The sequence below is a fragment of the uncultured Erythrobacter sp. genome (assembly GCF_947502395.1).
In the GTDB taxonomy this organism is placed as follows: Bacteria; Pseudomonadota; Alphaproteobacteria; order Sphingomonadales; family Sphingomonadaceae; genus Erythrobacter.
The window spans coordinates 297,957-320,714 of sequence record NZ_CANMZM010000003.1; the positions used below are offsets into that span (position 1 = coordinate 297,957).

Below are 22,758 nucleotides of genomic sequence, written 5' to 3' on the forward strand. Positions count from 1 at the left end.
TAGCTCACAGTTTCGCTTCTTGACGCCGATCCATGCCTTGATCGCGACGGCTGCGCTCATCCTGGGCGTGTCGATCTTCCAAGCTGAGACACAGGCAGCGGATAAGGAAAAACCAACGAAGCGCGATTACAGCCTTGTAGTAGCGGCCCCTGCGCCCGCGCGTCAGTCGCAGGCTGATGCAGACGCAAAATCGGAAGGTTGCCTCACTTGCCACCGCGCAAGCGATGCGCCGACTATGCACGAAACACCCGCTGTGGTGCTGGGCTGCACCGATTGCCACGGCGGCAATCCGTCTGTGGCTGGCAATCCGCAGCTGCCTTACGAGCACCCAGATTACCTTGCTGCGCGTGACAGTGCGCATGTGCTTCCGAAGTATCCCGACAGCTGGCATTTCCCTAGTTCTGCGAACCCAGAGCGCTCTTACGCACTGCTCAACAAGGAATCGCCTGAGTTTGTGAAGTTCGTGAACCCGACAGACTATCGCGTCGCACGCGAAGCATGCGGTTCGTGCCATATCCAGTCGATTGAAGCAGCCGAGCGTTCTATCATGGCGACCGGAGCGATGCTGTGGGGCGGGGCTACCTACAACAATGGTATCCTGCCATTTAAGAACTACATTTTGGGCGAAGCCTATACTCGCGCAGGCGACAGCGCGACGATCTCCGGCGTTGGAACGGTAATCGCTTCACCGGGTGAAGATGCAAATGACCAGCTTTCCGATGCGCAAAAGGAGCGCGGTGTTCTGGGGCAGCTTTATCCGTTGCCAACTTGGCATGTAATTCCGCCTGCCGATGTCTTCCGGGTTTTCGAGCGTGGTGGCCGGACCATTAACTCGCAATTCCCGGAGATTGGTCAGCCCAGCATCACCGGTCGTATCCAACTATTGGAAGAGCCGGGCCGTCCTGATCTCAAACAATCGAACCGCGGACCGGGTACTGGCCTGCGCGTTGCGATCCCAGCATTGAACATTCACAAGACCCGCCTCAATGATCCATTCACATGGTTCATGGGCACCAATGATCAGCCGGGTGATTATCGCCACTCAGGTTGCGCGTCGTGCCATGTGATCTACGCCAATGACCGCGAGCCGCGCCACAGCCTGACCTATGCCGAATATGGCCGCGATGGGCAGACCGTGACAGTCGATCCCTGTATCAATCCAGAAGCCAACACCAACGCCGCGCTCCAATGTTATCAGCGCGTGACCTCAGGCGGACGTAACCCGGGTGAAGCGGGCGGGCATGGGTACAAGAAAGATATCGGTCTGCCGGAGAGCGGCCTCAAGAACGGCTCCTTTGAGGGGGGGCATGGAGCACTCAAAGGCCCTGAGGATCACGCCGAAGACGGCCACGATGCGCATGGTGGTAAGCCAAAGCGCGAAAAAGGTCATCCGCTCAAACATGTCTTCACCCGCGCGATCCCCACCGCGCAGTGCATGACCTGCCACATGCACCAACCCAATATCTTCCTCAATTCTTACCTTGGCTACACCATGTGGGATTATGAGAGCGATGCCCCGATGATGTGGTCAGGCCCTGAGAACCAGACGCCGCGTCCTCACGGCATGAGCGATGAGGCATACGAGGAATTCTACAAGACCCAACGTTTCCCGACCGCTGAACAAGTCCGTGCGATTCTCGACCGCAATCCTGAAGGTGCCGCGGCACGCGGCATGTGGGCGGATATCGACTTCCTGCGAAACGTCTATGACCTCAACCCGGAGCTCGAGCACACCCAATTTGCCGATTATCACGGTCACGGGTGGAACTTCCGCGGAATCTTCAAACGCGACCGCGACGGCAATCTGCTGGACGCCGAGGGTGAAATTCTGCGCCCTGGCAATCCGGAAACCGATACGCCGGAAGAGCAGGCCTATCACGATGAGCGTTGGCGTCAGCGTTGGCGCAAGGATGGCGAGGGCAAATTCGTTGAGGTCGAAAAAGACCCGGCGAAGAACGGATCAAACAATCCCGGCACTGCTGTTCATATGATGAGCATCCACGCCGAGGTGGGCATGCAATGTGTGGATTGTCACTATGAGCAGGACACGCATGGTAACGGCCTGATCTACGGAGAGGTAGCCAATGCGATTGAGATCGGGTGCAAGGATTGCCACGGCACTGCCGACGCCTATCCAACGCTCCGGACGAGCGGCCCTGCCGCTCCGCCCGAAGGCCATAACCTTGCCCTCTTGCGCAACCCTGATGGACAGCGCCGCTTTGAGTGGATGGAGAAAGAGGACGGACAACGTGTCCTGATTCAGCGTTCGCTCCTCGATCCCGAGCTTCAATGGGAAGTCAGCCTCGTCAAAGACGCCGTCAACCCCGAAGCTCCCACATTCAATGCGAAAGCTGCGCGCTCTAAGCTGATGAGCGTCTATGGAGCGGAAACGGGCAATTTCGAATTCGGCAGCGGTATCACAAAGGGCGAACGCGCGCATGATGACGAGAACATGGCGTGCTTTACCTGTCACCTTTCGTGGACGACCAGCTGTGGTGGCTGTCACCTGCCGATTGAGGCGAACTGGAAAACCAAATCGCACCGCTATGAAGGCGGATCGACCCGTAACTTTGCAAGTTACAACCCTCAGGTTGCGCGCGATCAGATGTTCCAACTGGGCAAGCACCAGACGACCAAGGGCAATCAAACCGCTCCTGTCCGCTCGACTTCGGCACTGGTGCTCTCTTCAACCAATATCAACCGCGAACGCATCTATGTGCAGCAGCCACCGATCTCGGCAGTGGGCTTTTCTAGCCAGGCCTTCGCGCCGCACTTCCCGCACACGGTAAGGAAGACAGAGACGAAGCAGTGCTCCGACTGTCACCTGTCGGAGGCGGAAGACAACAACGCCATCATGGCGCAGCTCCTCTTGCTCGGCACAAACTATGTGAACTTTGTCGGCATGCACGCGTTCACCGGCCTTGAGGGTGGTATCTCCGCCGTTCGCGTCACCGAATATGACGAGCCTCAAGCAGTGCTGGGTTCATACCTGCACCGCTATTCCTATCCTGACTACTGGCGTCGCCATGTCGAGGACAATGGGCGCGAGCTCAAGAACTGGGTGCGCGGAGAAGCGTTTGACGGCGATATCTCGGGCGAGACCAAGCCGTTCGAGGAATTCGTGAACGTGCATGAAGGCACGGGCGATGCCGTCCGCTGCTTGCAAATGCGCGGCGAGTATCTCTTTGTCGCCGAAGGCAAGGGCGGTTTTCAAGCCTATGACATTGCCTCAATCGCCAACAAGGGCATTTCTGAGCGGATCATCACCGCCCCGTTCTCGCCGCTTGGCCATGACACCAAGGTCAGCACCAAGAATGCAACCTGCATGGCGGTGGCAACCAACCAGCCGATCGCGCCAGAGCGCAACACCGCCCGCATGCGCGAGGTCAACGAAGAGCAACCATTCAGCCCGGTCTATGACTATGCGTTTATCACGGACAGCGAAGAGGGCCTGATTGCGGTCGATGTGAACACGCTGGCCGATGGCGAGTTCCGTAACAACTTCTTCAAACGCGCGATCTTCCCAGGCGGTGCCAACGCATGGAACCCTGATGGCGTTCTTACCGGTGCGAGCCACATTACGCTGGCAGGCGACTATGCCTACATCACCGCTGATGCGGGGCTTGTCGTGGTTTATCTGCCGAAAGACATTCCAGACAATCCGGCATCGCCTTACGTGGATGAGTGTGAGCTTGATCCAAGCAACCCGGCAGAGAGCTGCTTAGCGCCTCGCGTCACCAAGGTTATCCCGCTGCAAGGTGCACGCGCGACAACAATCCAGTTCCGCTATCTGTGGCTCACCGACAATGAAGGCTTGAAGGTCTTCGATGTCACCAAGCTGGCCGATCCGGTTGCGGTGCCGGAGGCGACCTATCCAATCGCGGATGCTCGCCGTATCTATGTCGCGCGGACCTATGCTTATGTCGCGGCCAAGGGCGATGGCTTGATGATCTTCGATGTGAAGAACCCACGTTCGCCCAAGCTTTATCAAAAGGTCACGATGGACGGCACACTGAACGATGCTGAAGATGTGATCGTGGGCTCCACTAATGCATCGCTCTTCGCCTATGTCGCGGATGGTGAGAACGGGCTCAAGGTGCTCCAACTCACAAGCCCGGATAGTCAGCGAAACTTCTACGGCTTTAGCCCAGCGCCTGTTCCAGAGTTAATCGCCTATGCGAAAACACCGTCACCTGCGCTTGCGCTTTCCAAAGGTCTCGACCGCGACCGTGCGGTGGATGAGACCGGCGGTCAGATGGCGGTCTTCGGACGGCTTGGCTCGAGGCCATTCACACGGGCGGAGATGGAGAAACTCTTCATGACCCGCGGAGGGGTTCCATGGAAGGTCACCGACGATGTCGATATGAACCGTTGGGTCGGCAGTGGCTTTGGCTCGAATATGGCCCTCGAATCGCGCGCGCGTCGCGAAGAGGATGGACCTGACACTGCGCCTGAGGACGAAGGCAACCTCGGCGGCTAAGCGGCTCGGCTAGCGCCTCACCCTCTAAGCAATGGTACGTCTGGAATGCTGGAGGCCGTTTGGGCTGTCCCTGGAGGCTAGTCTGCCTCGATCTCCTGGCGTTCGGCAAAAAGGCCTTTCATCATCGGCTTGATGTGCTCTTCAAACCGCGCGAGCGTCTGCCATTGACCCACTGGCTGGAAGTGTGAAACGAAGGTGCCATCGCGCCAGATATGCAGAGAGTAGAACGGTGGCTCCGCGTCCACGATGGGACGGTGATCTGCAACATCTGCGTCCATTGGACGAAGGTCCAGCGCAACCGCTGGTGCAACCGCAGGGGTCACACTGATCGGGATACCCTCCACCACGGAATGCAGTGGGCGATGCAAATGCCCCGCTTGGATCGAGACGATCTGCTTGCGGCCTTTCACAGCCTCATGAAAGCGCAGCATCCATGGCTCGTGCGGCTTGGGATCCATCCACTCGATCCCAGCCACAACGGGGGGGTGATGGATGAATAAGACGGTCGGCGTATCGGGATGCGCGTCGAGCTGCTTGGTTAGCCAATTGGCGCGCACTTCACAGAAGGCACCACCATGACGTCCGGGCTCGAAGGAATCCAGACACAGCACCCGCAGCTTGTCCGCGCCTTCACCTAGCTCCAGCGCGAATTGCACGAAGCCATCAGCCGTTGGACACTCGGGAAAAATTTCGAGCATGACATCGCGGCTGTCGTGATTGCCTGGAATAATCTCGATCGGAATCGGGCATTCGCTGATCAAATCACGAATACGGCGATAGCATTCCGCGCTTCCGTTGTCGGTCAAATCGCCGGACAGTATCAGCAGGTCGGGTTGCACCGGCTGGCTCAATAAATGGCCAAGCACATTGCGGAATCGCACAAAGTTAAACTCGTTTTCACCCGCTTCGGGCTCAAAACCGACATGCGTGTCTGTGATCTGGGCAATCAGGACACCGGGTCTGCCACGATTTGGCTTGCCGTTATCCGGCCTATTCATATGCATGCCTAGCGCCTTAGACTGCTCAAGATTGCTGCAACATTATCATTGCCGTCATTCCCGGGCAAATCTGGATGATCTTCGGGTCGCCATGGCATCGCTGGCGTGTGATAGCCGTGGCACATTGCACAGCTTGATGGGACGATCTCTTCGGTCTCAATCGCAGTCTCGCCCAAGTGGCAGTCTCGGCAACTATCGAGATCAGGGATCAGCAGGTCGGTGGCCTCACCAGAGGTGTCGGCCGCGTGGCAATCGGTGCATTCAGCAACATCATCACCGTGCGCTGCGTGCGGGAAGAAGCCGCCGTGGATGTACTTGTCTGGAATGTTAACCGGTATCAGGTCAGGCCTTCCATCGCTTGTCGTGCGAAGGTGGCAATCGCCGCAAGTACCGCCCTTTTCGAGCGCACGATTGATCGCAATGTAGGCGCGCATTGGGCGACCGAAATTGGCGTAATAGCGCCCACTCGATGAATACTGTCCCGGACGATCGCGCCCGGTGACAACCGTACGTCGAGAACCGAGGTTTACTCTGGCAAGGTCTTCCATCAAATCGACCACATCGCCATGGCGAAGGCTCCTGAAGGCTCCACCGACGCTTCCGGAAACCAGGCTGTGGCAAGCCTCGCACGAATCTTCCATCACCACCGGTTTGAACCCACCAGGCGCGTTTTCATCCTTCTCGTGACAATCGCTGCACTCGAGCGGTGCACCATATTGCGAAAGGCTCATCGCCATCCGGGCGGCACCACCTGCTTCCGAGACGTGGATGTCATGCGGAAAGACGAGGCCGCTCTTCTCAACCGGCTCTGAATCCAGTGAGATGCGCTTCGCTTCCTTGTCGAAATGCTCGGTGTAGAATTTCGGACGGAACTGTGGATGTTTCTCACCAAAATCGGCGGCATTGCCGAAAGCCACGTCGGTGAGGCGAACGTCCATATCATTGTGGCAGTCCGCGCAGAACTTCTGATCAGATGCTTCCAGCTTGACCGGACCTTCATGTTCGGTGTGGCACGACACGCAGCCGAGCGGACCTTCCTTGCCCAGAGCTTGACCAATGTCCCACTGGATTGCGTCGCCTGTGCTGAAGGGCGGCATGCCGGTCAGTTGCCGATCCATCTTGGCGTGGTCATCGAGCCCCTCGTGACACGTGATGCAGGTCTCATCCTGAACCGAAACGAAGGCGGTCTGGTGGCAAGCCTCACAATTATCCTCTAGATCATGGTGCGCCATGCTGAGATCACCCGTACTCCAAGAGGCGTCCATCAGAACTGCGCCTTTGTTGAGGTCTTCGGGATCGTTTTCGACCCGGTCTCGGAATTGATGCGAGATCACTGGCACCGAAAGCAGCAGTACGAAAATCAGCCCAAAGAACGTCCATGCCATCGCGCGCTTGCTTGGCATGGCGCTGGCCAAAAGAAAGCCTGCCTCAGGTTCGTTTGCTGCGTTCTCTTTAGGCGCAGGCTTGATGATGATCTGGACCGGACCATCCCCATCACGCGAAATCGCGAGGAGCGCTGGGCCAACAGCAATCTCACCGCCTGCATTGGGATCAATGGTACCTTGAGTGACGGTTTGCCCATCAAGATCAAACGGTAGTTCGCCCAGAGCGCGGGCTTCGAGCATTCCACTGCCAGCGTCTGATAGCTGCAAATGCTCCAGCTCGACCTTGAGGTCGGGCAGATGAATGTCGCTGTCCTTCGCGCGCCCGATGGTAAGCGCGGATTGCTCCACCGTCCGGTCACGCACGATCTCGCGGCCGGACTTTGCAACATCAATGGTGCGGATCAGGAATGCCATAACGCTGCCCTCACCAATAATAGAACACGCTGATCACATGCGCGAGAAGCGCAGCGAGCAAGGCGATCGTCGCTGGAATGTGGATGAAGAGCCAAATCTCAAGCATCGCCTTGATGCGAAGATGGCGACGGATTTGCGACAGTTGTTCGGTGCGGTTGGTAAGAAGCTCGTTTACGCGGGCATCGGCCTCACTGCCGGATGCGGGAATACCGTTGAGGGCGCGCTTGGTGGCACAGCCAGGATAAGAGCCAGTGAGCCGGGAAAATGCGCCGCCATAGAATACGTCTTGTCCCAAGACCGCGAGCACCAGATCAGATGCTGCACGTCCTAGAGGCTGGGCTGCGCTATCAAGCTTGCGATCAATATCGGCAATGGTGTCCAACATATCGCCACCGGTTTTGTCACCGCGGTTGGCTGACAATGCCTTTGGTAAGGCTGCGTAGGCGTACACCCCCCAAATCCCACTCAAGATTACAATCAGCATCAGAGCATAGGCGAGTGTATGGACGTTCCAACCAATCTGAAACCCGGTATGGAGCGTGCCCACGACAATCAATGCGAGCCCCAGATACACATGCGCACTTGTCCAAGCTTTCAGGCTCCATGCGCCCTCTGATATCTTGCGTTTGCGGATGCCAAGAAGCGACAACCAGACAATCATCAAGAGTCCGATCGTGCCTAACGTATAACCATACCAGCTTCCGCCATTGGGCCGCGGCTCTTGGTCGATCAGGGCATAGCCGATGGTGCTGACAAGGCTAAGCAGCAGAGCAATCCAAAGCCAGCGGAATCCGCGATGCTTGAGGAAACTGACGTGGTCAGCGTTCCGTCGCTTCTCGTCCTCGTCAAACCGATTTTCGGGGATGCTCGCCATCAGCTCTCAACGTCCTCTGTCAATTTGGCAAAGGTCAGGAACTTGTCAGGCGATACGCGGATCGCCGCCCCTGTCGGGCATGCACGCACACAAGAAGGTCCGCCATCAATACCCGCACACATGTCGCATTTGACGGCCTTCTTGGCGACACCTGGCTGCGCGTTTTCCTTGCGCCAGGAGTAAGGCGCTTCGCCCGGCCCCGGTCCTGCGCCAAACATCAACCAGCTCAACAGGCTGGGTTTTTCCGGCGGCACAGGCTCCATATTGATCACGCCGTAAGGGCAGTTGCTTTTGCAATTGCCGCAGCCAATACAGGTTTCGCGATTGATGTTGACCTCGCCATCGGCCCCGCGTTGGATCGCGTTGGGCGGGCAATCGGTCATGCAATGCGGGTGTTCGCAGTGGCGACAACTTATGGGCACATGGAGATAAGCGAAGGTCTTGCCCGTCTCCCGCTCAAGTCGCGAGAGGCCATCGTGACTATCTGCGCACGCCTTCTCACAATTGTCGCAGCCGATGCACAGCCGTTCATCGATCAGCAGCGCATCTGTAGCCTCGCCCATTCCCTCGTCGAAGAGGAAGGATGCAAGCCCTGAGTAGCTATCGACCTTGCCGTCTTCTTTGGCTTGCTGGCTTTCGATCTCTTCATTGGAACGTCGGCGGTCTGCCATGATCTGCACAGCTCGCTCACGCAGCTGCGGCTTCTTGGCCAACAGTTCGAGGAAGCCTTCACCTGGCAATCGGATCACTTCTGATTTGACCGAGGCCTTCACCGTCGACATGCGCGCCTGGCCATCGATGACACCCATTTCGCCGAAGAAATTGCCCGCTGGGATCAGTCCAAGGAAGGTCTGCCTACCTTCGCTGCCTTTTTCGACCTGCATCGAGCCAAAGCGTACGATGAAGAGGTCTTTGTCATTATCACCCTCCTGGATGACGACTTTGCCCGCGCTGACTTCTTCGGTCTCCGCGCTGTCAACCAAGGGTTTGATGTCTTCTGGCGTTAAGCCTGATCCAAACAGCTGCAGGATTTGACGCTCGATCGAGATCCGCTTCACCGCCTCTGCCGCTTCGGGCGAAGAGCCGATCAGTTTCAGCGCAGCCTTACGCGAGAGTTCGACAACCACCACATCTTCGGCAGCGCGAATGGTAGCGCCCCGGCGACGACCGGAAACCAGACCAACCTCGCCAAAGATTGAACCTTGGCCAATCGGCACCGTGATGGACGGATCGTTGGGATTGACTTCGACTGCGACACTACCTTGTGCCAGAGCAAAAAGTGAAGACCCCGGAGCATCGCGCCTGAAAATCACTTCGCCGGGAGCAAAGGCGGTGCAGATCGAATCGAGCATAAGCTCGCGCATCTGCAAGGTCGAAAGGCCAGCAAAAATATCGACATTGGTACGATAGAGTTCGAGCCAATAGTCAACGCTCTTGCCGCCGGGCAGGTTCTCAAACACCTTCTCAAGCAGCGGCTCATCCGCCGGTTTCACCGCAGAGCCAGTGTGCAGATATTCGATCACATCAAAGCCCTGGTTCATACAGTGCTTGATTAGCGGATAACCCGCCAGAGCACCGATAACGAAAACGCCGTCCTTGGTCGTCTCAAACTCGGCAGAAAGCTTGGGGAAGGCGCTGCGGTCTTCGCTGGTAAACTCGATCCCCATGCTCTCTATAAATTTTCGGGGCGGTTGAGAACCGATGCGGGTGATGATCATCTCACACGGGATGACTTCTTCACCCGTGGCCGTTTCCACCACCATTTCGCCATCGCGCACTTCGGAAGGCGAGGTGCGATAGGCGATATTGAGGTCACCCTCTTCGTCCGCACTGGTCAGATCGGTCGCGTTCTTGATCTTTGCCTTTGCAAAATCGGTGCCGCGATTGAGGATTGTAACAGTGTTGCCAAGCGCCGGGTCCGTAGCAAGGCCCAGAGCGTTCTCAATTCCTGCATCGCCCGTCCCAACGACGACGATATTCTTGTCGATATGGTCTTCAGGATCATCAAGTTGCGGTGTGATCATCGGGTGATCGGCACCAGGACAACGCAGCTTGTTGGGGTTCCCCTGCGTGCCAATCGCAAGGACGATGGTCTCTGCGCGGATGGTGTCACCATCTTTCAGCTTGATTGAGAAATTGCCCTTTTCCCCTTCGACAGAGACGACTTCGGCATTGAGCCTCGTATTGATCTCAAAATCCTGAACCTCGCCCTCATAAAAAGGCATGTTCGGATCTTCGATCCGGCAGTGCTTGTTCCAGATACCGAGGATCGTTTCACGCGTCCCCTCTGCAAACTGCATGCCTTCGGCGACGCCCTCTTCATATCCACCCGCCCGCAAGGCAAGGTCGGAAGGGGTCGCCATGACGAACTTACCCTTTTGGTATTTGAAGATGGTGTCTGAGAGGTGATCGGTTTTCTCAAGCAGGATGTGCGACATGCCACGCGTAGCGGCCTGCCCGGCAGCGCTCATCCCGGCAGGGCCGGATCCAATAATGGCGACTTTGTACAAGTCAGACAATCTATCCCCCCCCTTTTGGATAGATTACACACTAGCTGCACCTTAAAGAAAGTGAGCCCCAATGCCAGATACAATTGCCGCTTTTGGCGACAGATGCTAGTGCAAAATGCACAGCTTTATACGAATTTGCGCAATTGGGGGTGTAATGGGGGACAGTTCGGAAAGCCAATCTGGCGGACGAGCCGGTTGGATATTGCTTGGAGGCGCGGCGCTGCTGGCGGTCGCTTCGATCGGCTACAATATCTATTCAAGCGGCGAGAGTGAGGCGCCGGCCGAGGTTGCGAGCAATGAATTACCGACAATAGCGGAACTTCGAGAGGCGGCAGAAAGTTCCAACGATGATGCCGGGCCGTGGAGCGAGCTTGGCTTTGCCCATTTTGAGCGCGGTGAATTCTCCGATGCGGTGAGCGCCTATGAAAGCGCAGTCGAGATTGACGACACTTCCGCCTCGCTGTGGTCAGCCTTGGGCGAAGCGCGGGTTATGGCGGTCGATGCGGCGGTACCCGACGCTGATCCGCTACCGCCGAGCGCGTTGGAGGCGTTCGAAAAAGCGCTCGAGCGCGACGAAAGCGATCCTCGCGCGCGCTACTTCATGGCGGTCAAGAAAGATATCGACGGCGATCATCAGGGCGCAATTGATGGCTGGTTCGACCTGTTGGAAGACACGCCCGTGGGCGCTCCATGGGAAGGCGATGTGGTCCGCACGATTGAGCAAGTGGCGGCGATAAATGAGGTTGATCTGGGCGATCGCCTGTCCAGCGTGATGGCCACCCGCACGCCTGAAATCGCAATTCCTGGATCAGGCACAGCAGCGGGCGAAGCGGCATCTCCCACAGTGCGCGGGCCAACCGCTCAGCAAGTCGCCGACGCGCGCCAAATGTCGGAGAACGACCAGCGGCAGATGATCGCCGGCATGGTCTCTGGCCTTGAAGAAAGGCTTGCAGGGGACCCCAGCAATCTGGATGGTTGGGTGATGCTAATGCGCAGCCGCATGACGCTGGGTGAAACCGGCAAAGCGCGCGAGGCTTTAGCGAAAGCCGTCGCTGCCAATCCAGGTGAAGAGGCGGAGCTTCGACGACAGGCTGGGCTGTTGGGGATTGAATGACGGCTGCAAAGCGGGGTTGTCGCCGTTTCCTTTTGTGGCCCGATCAATTTCCTCCAGATGGCTGCTTCTGGGGGTGGAAAGCGGTCAGTCGGGTTTTGGATTGAAGTTATCCAGAGCCGCCGCGAGGAGGTTGCAACAACTCGATCATCGAGCGCAACCGAGCACCTCACCGAACTTCTCGTTTGAATGTGCTTGCATCGAGGCGTCCGGAATAAAAAGGATCTCCTTAACGTATATTTTGACCCGACACTCAGCCCGGAGCTCGACGCACTAGCGGCGCGGCGGAAATTCTCGAAATCGCAGATCGTGGAAGCCGTCCTCGCCTCGTTCCTTTCAACCGATGGAGCTGACCAGCGCGGTCGAGCGGCTGGAGCGCGACGTTTCCGTCGGCAATGAGGCCATCGCGCTGTTCATCAAGTTCTGGCCCACCACCACGCCGCCCCTGCCGGACGATATGCGCGAGGCCGCGCAGGCGTCAGGCAGAGAGCGATATGGCGGGTTCCTAGAGACGCTTGGGCGGCGGCTGGCCAAGGGGCGCACGCTGACCAAGGAGGTTTCAGAAGACCGCACGCACGTTCAAAAGAGTAGGTAATTCACGCTTTTGAGCGCTAAGGCACTCAGCCGAACAGATCCGTCGAGCAAGAATGTGTAAGGCGCAGCGATAGGATTGTGCTATCGCAAAACAGTCTATTGGAAAACCTTTCTGGGAACTGAAGGGGTCGCAAGAGCAAAACGGCGGTAGCGCATATGGCAACACAAGCGAGTTTCGCCGACTGGTACAAGCAGGCTTATGCCGGTTTCCCGCAAGAACACCGCGCGGCGGGGGCGTCCGGTCTGGAGTTGTTCTGTGTTGAACAGGATAGCCACGAGAGCGTTGATGAGATGGGCGATTCCCACTGTATCGCTATGGCAGTCCGTCAAGACTCGTTGCTGCTTAGCCATTGGGATTTTGGCGATGGAAAGGCGGCTGTGCACAGTGCACCGGGGCATTTCGTGTTCCAGCCTGCCGACAGCGCCCCCAGGATTTCAGTTGAAGGTCGGCATGACCTGCTCGTGCTCAGTTTTCCCGATAGCGCCATCACTGCGACCCTTGGCGAGGCCGCGCCGACTAGAAGGGCTTTCGATCCCCTGACACGAGAAATTCTCATTCGGGACCGAGAAATCCGCCAACTGATCTTATCGCTGTGGGACACCGCTGCGAAAGAGGGCCTCATGGCTGGCGTCAAGATGGATAGCCTGTTCCAATTAATGATCGTTCGCCTTGCCGAATTATCCGGGCAAGCGGTAAACGAGAGCAACGCAGGGCTATCCCAAGAGCAGATCGCCAAGGCTTGCGCCCTGATCGAAGACCGGCTCGGCGAAGGGTTGAGTTTGCCAGAGATCGCTGGCGAGGTCGGCGTCTCACCCTTTCATTTCGCCCGGCGATTCAAGGCCCAGACCGGGGATACGCCCCATGGCTACATCATGGAACGCCGCTTGGCGCGGGCCAAGGAGGCGTTGCATCATAGCCGCGACCCGATCGCAGATATCGCCTACGCCTGCGGTTTTTCCAGCCAGCAGCATATGACGACGGCCTTTTCCAAGAATCTCGGCGTCACGCCTGCACGGTATAGAAAAACGTTGGCGGCGTGAGCGCGCAGCCGGCAACCCAGTTCGCCGCTTGGTACAAGGAGGCCTATGGCCGTTTCGCGCCGGAAGTTGCGACACCGGGGCATCTGCCTTTCGATGTGTTCCATGTCAGGCAGGACGCGCACAGTGAGACCGACGAGATGGGCGACGCGCTCTGCATCGGTCTCGTCAAAGCGCCGATATCGACCCATATGAAAGTCGATGTCGGCGGCGGTTGGGTGTCAGGGCGTATCCCGAAACCGGGACTAAGCTTCCAGCCATCCCACTCGATTGTTTTGTTCGATATAGATGGCCGCCACGAGTTAACCGTCGTCAGTTTTTCCGAGCATCTTGTTGCCTGGGTTTTCGGCGACGACGCGCCGCCGCTTTCAAACCTCGATGTGCTGACCCGCGATTCAACCTTCAACGATACTGAACCGGAGGACAGTATCGCGGCTCTCTGGCTCACCGTCACGCAGGGCGGACCGACGCAGGCGCTGAGGGTCGACGCCCTGTTTCAGATCATCCTGGTCAGACTGTTTCGGTGTTCCGATGAGCTACGGTCCGGTTGCGCTCATGCACTTTCCGATGCGGTGCTCAGCCGGGCGGTCTCTCTCATGCATGAGCGGATGGCCGATGGCATAACGATTGGCGAATTGGCGGCCGAAGCGGGCCTGTCGCCCTGGCAATTCACCCGCAGCTTCGAGGCGACGACGGGCCGGACCGTCGATGCGTTTCTCGCTGAGAAGCGGGTCAGTAAGGCCAGACGCCTTCGCGACCTGCACGGGCGACAAGGACATCCAGATCATCAACGGCTACGGCGCGAAAGCGATCGACTTCATGAATGAGCAAGTCGCGGACTACGTTGATCAGCATACGGGCGGAGCTGGTTTTGATGTCGTCTACGACTCCGTTGGCGGCGCCAATATGAGCAAATCCTTCGAAGCTGCCGCGCTCAACGGGCAGGTCGTTACCACTGTGTCGATGCTTGAGCTCGATCTCACTCCCGCACACTTCAAGGGGCTGTCGATCCACGTTGTCTTTATGCTGATCCCAATGCTCCACGACTTCAAGCGCGCTGAACATGGCCGTATCCTTGGAGAGATTGCCAAGTTGGTCGATGCAGGGAAAGTCGCACCATTGTTGGATGAGCAACGGTTTTCTCTTGAACAGACTGGTGGTGCCCATGACCGGCTGATCAGCGGTGACGCGACCGGGAAGGTCGTCATCGAAGTCGCCTAGTCAGCAACTCGATTGCCAAGGCGGATTGCGACCGATCTTTTCAACCAGAAAGTCAATCAGAACCCGCACCTTGGCGGTCAGCACGTTGGATTTAGGATAGACCAGCCACAGCGCCCGATCACTAACGACCTTCCACTCAGGAAGCACTTGCACAAGGACCCCATCACGCAGTTCGCGCTCCACGTTCCAGCGCGCGTTCAGCGAAATTCCAAGACCAGCCTTAGTCGCGAGCCGTTGACTCGCTCCGTCATCCAGTACGATCCTGGTGCCGTCCGCTTGCATGGTGATCGTTTCGCGGTACCCGTCGCGCTCAAGCTCAACGGCGTTTTCCAATTGCCGGAAGGCGATCAAGTTATAGTCGGCCATTTCTTCGGGGTTCTGCGGCATCCCGGCTTTCGCGAGGTATTCCGGCGCGGCGCACAGGACATCAGAGGCGTCGGCGAGCTTCCTCGCTTTTAGGCTGCTGTCGTCCAATACTCCGCTTCGCAGAGCGAGATCGAAGCTGCCTTCGAGTAGATCGAACTGTGCATCTGACAGGCGCAGGTCGAGGTTGATCTCAGGATATCGCTCAAGGAACTCGGGCAGGATTGGGGCGATGTAGAGCTGCGCAAAGCTGCTCGAAGCGGCGAGGCGGATCGTACCGGACGCTTGTGGGCGCCCCTGGCCGAGCGCGGCCATAGCTGCATCGCGTTGCGCAAGCATCTCGCGTGCAAATGGAAGAAATTCCTCACCCTCAATCGAAACCGAGACTTTCCGCGTGGACCTGTGAAGCAGCTCAGCACCTACCTCGCGTTCTAGTTTGGCGAGCCGCGCACTGGCGACGGCCGGGGCCAATCCGAGGTCTCGACCCGCCGCGCTGATGTTCAATTTCTCAGCCGCGCGAACAAACAGCCGAAGGCCTTCAAGATCCATCGATTATATCCCAATTCCATATTCTGTATCGAAAATCATGCGGTTTTATAGTCTGAGTGGTGGTAATATATCAATCCCAACAAGGCGGCAGATCGCGCCGCCACACAGTTGGAGAACTGCCATGCAGATCGATGCAAGCGTGAACTACCACGTCAAGAAAAGCACGCCGCAAGCGTTCGAGTTCGACGTAGACGGTATTGTTGGAAACCTCGTCTCTCCCGAATTGATCGAGACCAAGATCAAGGTGACCGACCTCCGCGGCTGCAATGCCCACCCCCAGTTCGACCGCGATGGGATCGAGTTTCTTGGCCATGTTTCGGCTGTCGAAGACTTCGAGAGTGGAGAAAGCTGGAAGGCCATTTACGATCAAGAGCTGACCGATCTTCTGAAGGCGCGCATCGGCGCAAAGGAGGTCATAGTCTTCGACCATACGGTTCGGATCGATGATCCTCAGGCCTCGCGGCGTCCTGCTCGCAACGTCCACAATGACTACAATGAAAAGGGCGCAGAACAGCGCTTGATCGACCTTGTCGGTGAAGACCGTGCGCAGGAATTCAAGCAAGCAGGCTATGGCTTTGTGAATGTATGGCGCCCTGTCCAGAATGTCATCCAGAGCTCTCCGCTCGGGTTCATTCGCCCACAGTCGACGAAAGCTGGCGACTGGATGGATATCGGCCTGATCTACCCTGATCGGTTCGGTCAGATCCTGGGCGTTGCCGCGAATGAAAACCACGAGTGGTTCTATCATTCGAACATGAAACCAGACGAGATTGTTGTCTTCAACATTTACGACAATCGCTCTCGCCCTCATCTGGCGCACAGCGCGCTCGACCTGCCGTCCGATAAAGCGGCGGCTACGCCCCGCAAGAGTATCGAGAGCCGCACGCTCGTCCGCTATTCCTGAGGCACGAAAGGCAATTCATATGTCTACCACCACACTTGATAAGGCACGCACGGTCCTGCGCCCCAGCCGCGAAGAAATGCTTGCACGAGCCCCGTCGGTCCACCACTTCTGGAACACCAATAAGCACACATTTGAGGACGCTTGGAGCCAGTGGGAAGCCGAAAACGGTCACGGCGGCATCGCCCTTGATCGCTCGCTCTATTCCCCTGCGCTTTTGAAGGCAGTGGAGGCCGCATGGGACGATCCCAGCAAGGAAGCCGCTGTTGCGGACCTCTTCGAAGAGGTTTTCCCTGGCGTCTACAAAGCGCAGTTTTTCAACCCTGAGAATCTGGGCGAGCTGCGCGATTACATGGCGCGCGTGTCTGATGCTGGCATTCCAGTGCGCCCGCCATATGGCATTGTGCTCAACAAGGGCGGGGGCATGTTGGATCCGCGTTCGGAAGGATACTTGGCAGCGCCCATATTCCAAGCGTTCTACCGCGACCTGATGGACCACTTTATGCGCCCTATTGCGCGGCTCCTGTTCCCCGATGTCTATGGATATGACAGCCAGACCTTTGGTTTCTCGATCCAGTGGCAGGCGGGGGGTGACAAGGACCTTCGCGCGCACACCGATGCGTCAAGCGTAACGCTGAACGTCAACCTCAACCTTCCTGGCGAAGAGTATGAGGGATCAACGGTGCGCTTCATAGACCCCGTCAACAAGCAGATGGCGGACCTGACGTTTGAGCCCGGTGTGGCGCTCATCCACCACGGCAGCGCCATGCACGCCTCCAAGTCGATCAAGAATGGCGAGCGGCACAACTTCGTTCTGTGGCTCTCCGGTGAGCATGGCCAGATCCCGGATCAACACGGGCTGTCTGGAGAGCCTGCCTCGCCGCAAGAACGCTGGAGCGTGCCGAACATTACGTCCGATGGCTCTGCCCCGTTCTGACAAGATTACCCGAAGACAAAGGGAAGCAAAGATATGACCAAGACAATTATGATCACCGGTGCAACAGATGGCATCGGCTTCGAGACCGCAAAAGTGATCGCCGCGCAGGGGCATACGCTCCTGCTCCACGGCCGAAGCGCACAGAAGCTTGAGGATACGGCGGCGCAGATCGCCAACATTCCGGGGGCGGGTAAGGTACACACATACCGCGCCGATCTAACAGACCTGTCCGCAGTTCGGGCGATGGCAAATGAAATCAAGAACGGCTTCGAAGCAATTGATGTGCTGATCAACAATGCCGGGGTCTTTGTGACCTCGCATCCTATCACCGCAGACGGTTACGATACGCGCTTTATTGTGAACGCTGTTGCGCCCTACTTGCTGACAAAACTGCTTTTGCCGATGTTCAGTTCGACTGGACGCGTGGTGAACTTGTCCTCTGCCGCTCAGTCACCGGTGCAGCTCGATGATTTTCTGAACAAGCGCTCCTTTTCCGACAACGCTGCCTACGCACAGAGCAAACTGGCGTTGACCATGTGGTCGGCAGAGCTTGGTCAGGAACTGGATGCAAACGGCCCCTCCATCATTGCGGTCAATCCAGCGTCTTTTCTTGGCAGCAAGATGGTCAAAGATGCTTACGGCCAGAGCGGAAAAGATTTGCAGATCGGGGCAGATATCCTGACGCGAGCCGCACTCAGTGAGGAGTTCGCAGACGCCTCGGGTCGATATTACGACAATGATCGCAAAGCCTTCGCGCAGCCCCATCCTGACGCTCTGGATTCGGCCAAAAACAAGCGCGTCGTCGAAGCGGTCGAACACCTGATTAGCTGATCATCCAGGCAATTCGGCAACCAAGTCCGACCGGAGCACGCGCTTTGGTCGCTGGGAGAACTACGTCCTCAATCCACCGCCTTTGAGAAAGGATAATTCAATGAAATATGAAGGTTTTGCAACGTTTTCAGTCGATCAAGATGGCCCTGTCATGCGGGTCACCTTCGACTTCGGCACGGTAAATGTCCAGGGTCAGGAGATGCTCGCAGACCTCAACAGTCTCGCCATGCGGCTTGAGCGCGACCGTCATACCAAGGTCGTCATCTTCCAGTCGGCCAACCCTGAAATCTGGGTCTGTCACTATGACACTGAACTCCTCAAAGACATGTCAGACGAGGCTGTATCGCGTGACGAAGCACAGCTGCTTGATCTCCAAGCAGTTTGCGAGCGGATCAGCAAAGTCCCGCAAGCGACGATCGCGAAGCTGGAAGGATTTGCGCGCGGCGGCGGCCATGAATTGGCGCTCGCGCTCGACATGCGCTTCGCAGCGCGCGGCAAATACAAGTTTATGCAGATGGAAGTCGGCATGGGTATCCTACCATGCGGGGGCGGTGCATCGCGCATGGCTCGCCAAACTGGCCTCGGCAAAGCGCTCGAGATCATTCTGAGTGCGCAAGATTACGATGCCGATGATGCCGAGCGTCTCGGCACAATCAATAAGGCGCTCGATGCGGATGAGATCGGTGAATACGTCGATAATCTCGCGGGCCGCATCGCCCAATTCCCGGCGGAATCAATCAACGCTTGCAAACAGATGGTTTATGAGTCCATCGATAAGCCGATCGATGAGGCGCTCAAAGCCGAGGTCTACTGGCTCTATCAGGCTACGAGCAAGACTCCGGCACTCGAGCGCTTCCGCATTGCTGACGAGCAAGGGCTCGAGCACGATATCGAGAACCAGCGCAAATGGAGCAAGCTCGTGATGGACGTTCAGGACATCAATTGAGCCAAGGCTTCAACTGAGTGGAACCCGGCCTTGAAACAGTAGGCCGGGCTCTTCTTTCCGGCGAATATGATGTCCATTTATGGGTCGCAAGCGGAAGGTCCGCTGTCGGTTGCCACGCCACAAGAAAGGGGCGCTTCCCGCGAAGGAAGCGCCCCTTTCTTGTGTTCGCCTTTCGACTGCTGCTTACACCACGCCGAACGCCAGCATCGCGTCGGCCACTTTCTTAAAGCCCGCGATATTTGCGCCCTTCACATAGTCCACATAGCCATCGCCTTGGTCGCCATATTCGGTGCACTTCTCGTGGATGCCTTGCATGAGGTCGGTTAGCATTTCTCCTAGGCGCTCATGATTCCAGCTGATGCGCTCTGAGTTCTGGCTCATTTCCAGACCAGACACTGCGACACCGCCAGCGTTCGCGGCCTTGCCGGGGCCGTACATCAGTTTGGCATCGTGGAAGACCTTCACGCCTTCCAGAGTTGTCGGCATGTTCGCGCCTTCGGAAACGCCTTTGCAGCCATTGCTAACTAGCGATTTGGCCTCGTCTTCGTTGAGCTCGTTTTGCGTTGCGCAAGGTAATGCCAAGTCTGCTGCAACGTTCCAAGGACGGCCTTCGTGGAAGGTGGCACCACTGAACTCATCAACATATTCGCTGATTCGACCGCGTTTGACGGTTTTGAGGTGCTTCACCCAATCGATCTTCTCTTGAGTGATGCCATCCGGATCGTGAATGAATCCACCCGAATCAGACAGGGTCAAAACCTTGCCACCAAGCTGCGTGATCTTCTCGGCAGCGTGCGTTGCCACATTGCCTGATCCCGAAATCACCGCGGTGTGGCCTTCGATGTCCCGGCCTTTGTGCTTCAGCATGTTTTGCAGGAAGTAGACCGCACCATAGCCGGTTGCCTCAGGGCGCATCTGCGAGCCGCCATATTCCTGACCCTTGCCGGTCAGAACGCCTTCCCAGCGATTGGTCAGGCGCTTGTACTGGCCAAACATATAGCCAATCTCGCGCCCGCCAACGCCAATATCGCCTGCTGGAACGTCAGTGTCTGGTCCAATGTGACGGTAAAGTTCTGACATGAAGCTTTGGCAGAAGCGCATGACCTCTGCGTCAGATTTACCCTTAGGGTTGAAGTTCGCGCCGCCTTTGCCGCCGCCCATGGGAAGGCCGGTGAGCGAGTTCTTGAAGGTTTGCTCAAAGGCGAGAAATTTCAGAACACTCTCAGTCACCGAAGGGTGGAAGCGGATGCCGCCCTTGTAGGGGCCAATCGCATTGTTGTTCTGGACCCGCCAGCCACGTTGTACGCGGATGTTGTGATTGTCGTCTTCCCAGCAAACGCGGAAGGAAACGATTCGATCAGGCTCAGCGATCCGGCGCAGGATCTGCGCTTCGTGATACTCGACCTTATCGGCCATGAATTCGAAAATATCTTGAGCAACTTCATGAACTGCCTGGATGAACTCGGTCTGTCCAGGATTGCGCTTTTTCACGCCTTCCATGAATTGTGATAGGTTTACGTGGTCGGAAACCGGCATTGTTAAACTCCCCCCAATTTGAGAACAACGCGACCGCTTATTTGTTTTGCGTGAAGGCGTTATCCTCGCAAAGTGCCTCTCACGCAAGTGCAAGGATGCACATTTGCTTACCCGCCCATTCTCAGTCTGGGGCACTTCGGGTCTGTGGCGCACCGGCGGGGTTGCAAACATGGGTCGAAGCCTTGTAGGCGCTTATACAAAGCAAGCGTGCCCATGAAGAAGCGCGTGGCCGGGCTCTTCATCGGATGTCTGGCAGGAACCGGGCCTCCCTATTCTGGCCCAAACGCGGATCGCTTTATTCATGACCAGCCAGAGCGCTGACCAAACAGCTAGTACTGATCTGCCAATAGCGCCACCCCTCGTAGTGCTCCCTATCGATACCCATGACCGTGGGTTTTACGACGGGTTCAGCCGAGAAGTGACGATTCCTGCGAAGATTATTGTCTCGCTCATCATCATGTGGGCGATCTTCTTTCCCGTGAACGCGATGGAGACGCTGGCGGTCGCGAATTCAACGATCATCAGCGCGTTTAGCGGCTGGTACGTCTATCTCGTCGCTTTCCTTGTCATCTGCAGTATGGTGCTGGTTCTGGTGCCGCAGATCGGCAGTTTGAGAATTGGCGCTCCCGGTGAAAAGCCTGAATTTTCGCGGGCTTCTTGGTTTTCGATGCTGTTTGGAGCGGGGATCGGCATCGGGATGCTCACCTTTTCAACTGGTGAACCACTCGCGCACTTCTCGAACAATCCGGACATTATCCGTGGTGCGATCGAGGCGCGCTCTGCCGAAGCGGTGCGGCCAGCTTACATATACACATTCCTGCACTGGGGCTTTGGCGCTTGGTGCACCTATGCATTTGTGGGACTCGGCATTGGTTATGTGGCCCACCGCAGGGGGCTTCCGCTGACGATCCGTTCTAGCCTTGCACCGCTGTTTGGTGAGCGGATGTCGGGCTTTGCCGGTCACGCAGTGGATGTCGTCGCGGTCGTCGCGACGATCTTGGGGGTTTCCTACACGCTCGCTTTCGGGGTTGAGCAGTTTGTCGCAGGCCTTTATCGTATCGGGTTTGGCGACTGGCTGATGGTGGAGGGCGCCGATGGCGGGGGTCTTACTGCCTCGACCGGAGCGATAATCATGGCTTTGCTGGTCCTCGTCGGTGCGTCTACCGTCAGCGCACTTTCAGGCGTTGGTCGCGGAATCAAATGGCTTTCTAACATCAATATGGCGCTTTCCTTGGGGTTGCTCGCGCTGTTCGTTGCAGTGGGGTCGGGGTTCTATGGCTTGCAGCTGCTGGCTGTCGGCATCTGGGATTATGTGATCAACTTGCCTGCACAATCGTTCAGCCTGTTCCAGGACGACGGCAGCGAAACCGCGGGTGCTCTGGTTGATTGGCAGCTTGGCTGGACGGTGATGTATTGGGCCTGGTGGATCGCCTTTGCACCATTCGTGGGCATGTTCATCGCCCGTATTTCGCGCGGACGCACGATCCGCGAATATGTGTTGGGTGTGGCGCTTGTGCCTTCGCTGATGTGCTTTATCTGGATGGCACTAGTGGGCGGGACTGCGATTGATCTGGAGCTCAGCGGTGTTGCTGGCGGAGCCATTGTGGACGCGCCGATGGCCGATCAGCTTTTCGCAACGCTGGCTTTCTTGCTTGATCCCGGTACGGCCGCGATTGTGTCAGGGCTCGTGGTGGTTCTGCTGATGACTTACCTCATTACATCTGCTGACAGCGCAATTTTGATTGTCAACACGATCAATGGGGCCGGCGACAATGAAGGAGCGCGCCGCTATCACATCCTTTTTTGGGGTACGGCGCTTGCCTTTGTGGTTGGCTCCATGCTGATTTTGGGTGGGATAGAGGCGATCCGGATTACCATGATCATCGGCGCATTACCGTTCTCACTTGTGCTTGCCGCAATGTGTGCCTCGATCATCAAGGCGGTTGTCTTCGATCTCATTCGCAAAAAGCACGGTGTACCGACGACCGCTGAAGCCTGTGAGAGCTGGGATGGCGAAGTCAGAGCCACCTAAGGACTTGGCTCAAGACTTCCAGGTGTCACAGTATAAAT

The 22,758-nt window shown here is 57.2% G+C and carries 17 protein-coding genes; 11 read left to right on the forward strand and 6 right to left on the reverse strand.

The window, feature by feature from the left end; genetic code table 11:
- Nucleotides 1-40: 40 nt before the first annotated feature.
- Nucleotides 41-4,480: a multiheme c-type cytochrome gene (locus tag Q0778_RS12765; protein WP_298337666.1), complete on the forward strand. Its 4,440-nt coding sequence runs from the start codon at nt 41-43 to the stop codon at nt 4,478-4,480.
- Between the two features lie 77 nt (nt 4,481-4,557).
- Here the strand turns inward: Q0778_RS12765 and Q0778_RS12770 are convergent, their stop codons facing one another.
- From Q0778_RS12770 to Q0778_RS12785, 4 genes are read right to left on the reverse strand one after another with little or no spacing between them, the layout of a single operon-like run.
- A complete protein-coding gene (locus Q0778_RS12770; RefSeq protein WP_298336558.1) occupies nt 4,558-5,484 on the reverse strand; it encodes a metallophosphoesterase in 927 nt (308 codons plus the stop codon).
- Nucleotides 5,485-5,486: 2 nt separating this feature from the next.
- On the reverse strand, nt 5,487-7,277 hold the full coding sequence (locus Q0778_RS12775; protein ID WP_298336560.1) for a cytochrome c3 family protein: 1,791 nt from the start codon (nt 7,275-7,277) through the stop codon (nt 5,487-5,489).
- Between the two features lie 10 nt (nt 7,278-7,287).
- Entirely contained in the window at nt 7,288-8,151 is an 864-nt protein-coding gene (locus tag Q0778_RS12780; protein WP_298301145.1) for a hypothetical protein, read from the reverse strand.
- Nucleotides 8,151-10,670, reverse strand: a complete 2,520-nt coding sequence (locus Q0778_RS12785; RefSeq protein ID WP_298336562.1) for a cyclic nucleotide-binding domain-containing protein — start codon at nt 10,668-10,670, stop codon at nt 8,151-8,153. The genes Q0778_RS12780 and Q0778_RS12785 overlap by 1 nt, the downstream gene beginning before the upstream one ends.
- Nucleotides 10,671-10,815: 145 nt before the next feature.
- Here Q0778_RS12785 and Q0778_RS12790 point away from each other — a divergent pair, with 145 nt between their 5' ends.
- The 5 genes from Q0778_RS12790 to Q0778_RS12810 all read left to right on the forward strand — a co-directional run bounded on the left by Q0778_RS12790 (nt 10,816) and on the right by Q0778_RS12810 (nt 14,625).
- Nucleotides 10,816-11,775, forward strand: a complete 960-nt coding sequence (locus Q0778_RS12790) for a tetratricopeptide repeat protein (RefSeq protein ID WP_298336564.1) — start codon at nt 10,816-10,818, stop codon at nt 11,773-11,775.
- Between the two features lie 340 nt (nt 11,776-12,115).
- Entirely contained in the window at nt 12,116-12,367 is a 252-nt protein-coding gene (locus Q0778_RS12795; RefSeq protein ID WP_298336566.1) for a hypothetical protein, read from the forward strand.
- A 155-nt stretch (nt 12,368-12,522) separates the two neighbouring features.
- Nucleotides 12,523-13,407, forward strand: a complete 885-nt coding sequence (locus Q0778_RS12800) for an AraC family transcriptional regulator (protein WP_298336568.1) — start codon at nt 12,523-12,525, stop codon at nt 13,405-13,407.
- The gene (locus tag Q0778_RS12805) at nt 13,404-14,231 is read left to right on the forward strand and encodes an AraC family transcriptional regulator (protein WP_298336570.1); all 828 of its coding nucleotides are present in this window, start codon (nt 13,404-13,406) and stop codon (nt 14,229-14,231) included. Before Q0778_RS12800 ends, Q0778_RS12805 begins: the two co-directional genes overlap by 4 nt.
- Nucleotides 14,224-14,625, forward strand: coding sequence for a zinc-binding dehydrogenase (locus Q0778_RS12810; RefSeq protein WP_298336572.1), 402 nt, complete (start codon nt 14,224-14,226; stop codon nt 14,623-14,625). The genes Q0778_RS12805 and Q0778_RS12810 overlap by 8 nt, the downstream gene beginning before the upstream one ends.
- Here Q0778_RS12810 and Q0778_RS12815 read toward each other — a convergent pair whose 3' ends face one another.
- The gene (locus tag Q0778_RS12815; RefSeq protein WP_298336574.1) at nt 14,626-15,537 is read right to left on the reverse strand and encodes a LysR family transcriptional regulator; all 912 of its coding nucleotides are present in this window, start codon (nt 15,535-15,537) and stop codon (nt 14,626-14,628) included.
- Between the two features lie 121 nt (nt 15,538-15,658).
- Between Q0778_RS12815 and Q0778_RS12820 the strand changes: the two genes are divergently transcribed.
- The 4 genes from Q0778_RS12820 (at nt 15,659) to Q0778_RS12835 (ending at nt 19,152) form a co-directional block, all read left to right on the forward strand.
- A complete protein-coding gene (locus tag Q0778_RS12820; RefSeq protein WP_298336576.1) occupies nt 15,659-16,441 on the forward strand; it encodes a CmcJ/NvfI family oxidoreductase in 783 nt (260 codons plus the stop codon).
- 19 nt (nt 16,442-16,460) lie between these two features.
- Nucleotides 16,461-17,375, forward strand: coding sequence for a hypothetical protein (locus Q0778_RS12825; RefSeq protein WP_298336578.1), 915 nt, complete (start codon nt 16,461-16,463; stop codon nt 17,373-17,375).
- A gap of 33 nt (nt 17,376-17,408) precedes the next feature.
- The gene (locus Q0778_RS12830; RefSeq protein ID WP_298336580.1) at nt 17,409-18,206 is read left to right on the forward strand and encodes an SDR family NAD(P)-dependent oxidoreductase; all 798 of its coding nucleotides are present in this window, start codon (nt 17,409-17,411) and stop codon (nt 18,204-18,206) included.
- A gap of 100 nt (nt 18,207-18,306) precedes the next feature.
- On the forward strand, nt 18,307-19,152 hold the full coding sequence (locus tag Q0778_RS12835) for an enoyl-CoA hydratase/isomerase family protein (RefSeq protein WP_298301164.1): 846 nt from the start codon (nt 18,307-18,309) through the stop codon (nt 19,150-19,152).
- A 183-nt stretch (nt 19,153-19,335) separates the two neighbouring features.
- On the opposite strand, the gene gdhA is transcribed toward Q0778_RS12835, so the two are convergent.
- Nucleotides 19,336-20,688 (reverse strand): NADP-specific glutamate dehydrogenase, encoded by a 1,353-nt coding sequence (gdhA, locus tag Q0778_RS12840; protein WP_298301167.1) that lies wholly within the window; start codon nt 20,686-20,688, stop codon nt 19,336-19,338.
- Between the two features lie 301 nt (nt 20,689-20,989).
- Here gdhA and Q0778_RS12845 point away from each other — a divergent pair, with 301 nt between their 5' ends.
- On the forward strand, nt 20,990-22,720 hold the full coding sequence (locus Q0778_RS12845) for a BCCT family transporter (protein ID WP_298336582.1): 1,731 nt from the start codon (nt 20,990-20,992) through the stop codon (nt 22,718-22,720).
- Nucleotides 22,721-22,758 lie beyond the last annotated feature (38 nt).

Excerpts from the sequence above, each read along its gene's own strand:
- Q0778_RS12830 (WP_298336580.1), top strand. The coding sequence starts at position 17,409 with ATGACCAAGACAATTATGATCACCGGTGCAACAGATGGCATCGGCTTC.
- Q0778_RS12795 (WP_298336566.1), top strand. The coding sequence starts at position 12,116 with ATGGAGCTGACCAGCGCGGTCGAGCGGCTGGAGCGCGACGTTTCCGTC.
- Q0778_RS12820 (WP_298336576.1), top strand. The coding sequence starts at position 15,659 with ATGCAGATCGATGCAAGCGTGAACTACCACGTCAAGAAAAGCACGCCG.
- Q0778_RS12845 (WP_298336582.1), top strand. The coding sequence starts at position 20,990 with ATGACCAGCCAGAGCGCTGACCAAACAGCTAGTACTGATCTGCCAATA.
- Q0778_RS12790 (WP_298336564.1), top strand. The coding sequence starts at position 10,816 with ATGGGGGACAGTTCGGAAAGCCAATCTGGCGGACGAGCCGGTTGGATA.
- Q0778_RS12835 (WP_298301164.1), top strand. The coding sequence starts at position 18,307 with ATGAAATATGAAGGTTTTGCAACGTTTTCAGTCGATCAAGATGGCCCT.
- Q0778_RS12780 (WP_298301145.1), bottom strand. The coding sequence starts at position 8,151 with ATGGCGAGCATCCCCGAAAATCGGTTTGACGAGGACGAGAAGCGACGG.
- Q0778_RS12815 (WP_298336574.1), bottom strand. The coding sequence starts at position 15,537 with ATGGATCTTGAAGGCCTTCGGCTGTTTGTTCGCGCGGCTGAGAAATTG.
- Q0778_RS12775 (WP_298336560.1), bottom strand. The coding sequence starts at position 7,277 with ATGGCATTCCTGATCCGCACCATTGATGTTGCAAAGTCCGGCCGCGAG.
- gdhA (WP_298301167.1), bottom strand. The coding sequence starts at position 20,688 with ATGCCGGTTTCCGACCACGTAAACCTATCACAATTCATGGAAGGCGTG.
- Q0778_RS12770 (WP_298336558.1), bottom strand. The coding sequence starts at position 5,484 with ATGCATATGAATAGGCCGGATAACGGCAAGCCAAATCGTGGCAGACCC.
- Q0778_RS12810 (WP_298336572.1), top strand. The coding sequence starts at position 14,224 with ATGAATGAGCAAGTCGCGGACTACGTTGATCAGCATACGGGCGGAGCT.
- Q0778_RS12800 (WP_298336568.1), top strand. The coding sequence starts at position 12,523 with ATGGCAACACAAGCGAGTTTCGCCGACTGGTACAAGCAGGCTTATGCC.
- Q0778_RS12825 (WP_298336578.1), top strand. The coding sequence starts at position 16,461 with ATGTCTACCACCACACTTGATAAGGCACGCACGGTCCTGCGCCCCAGC.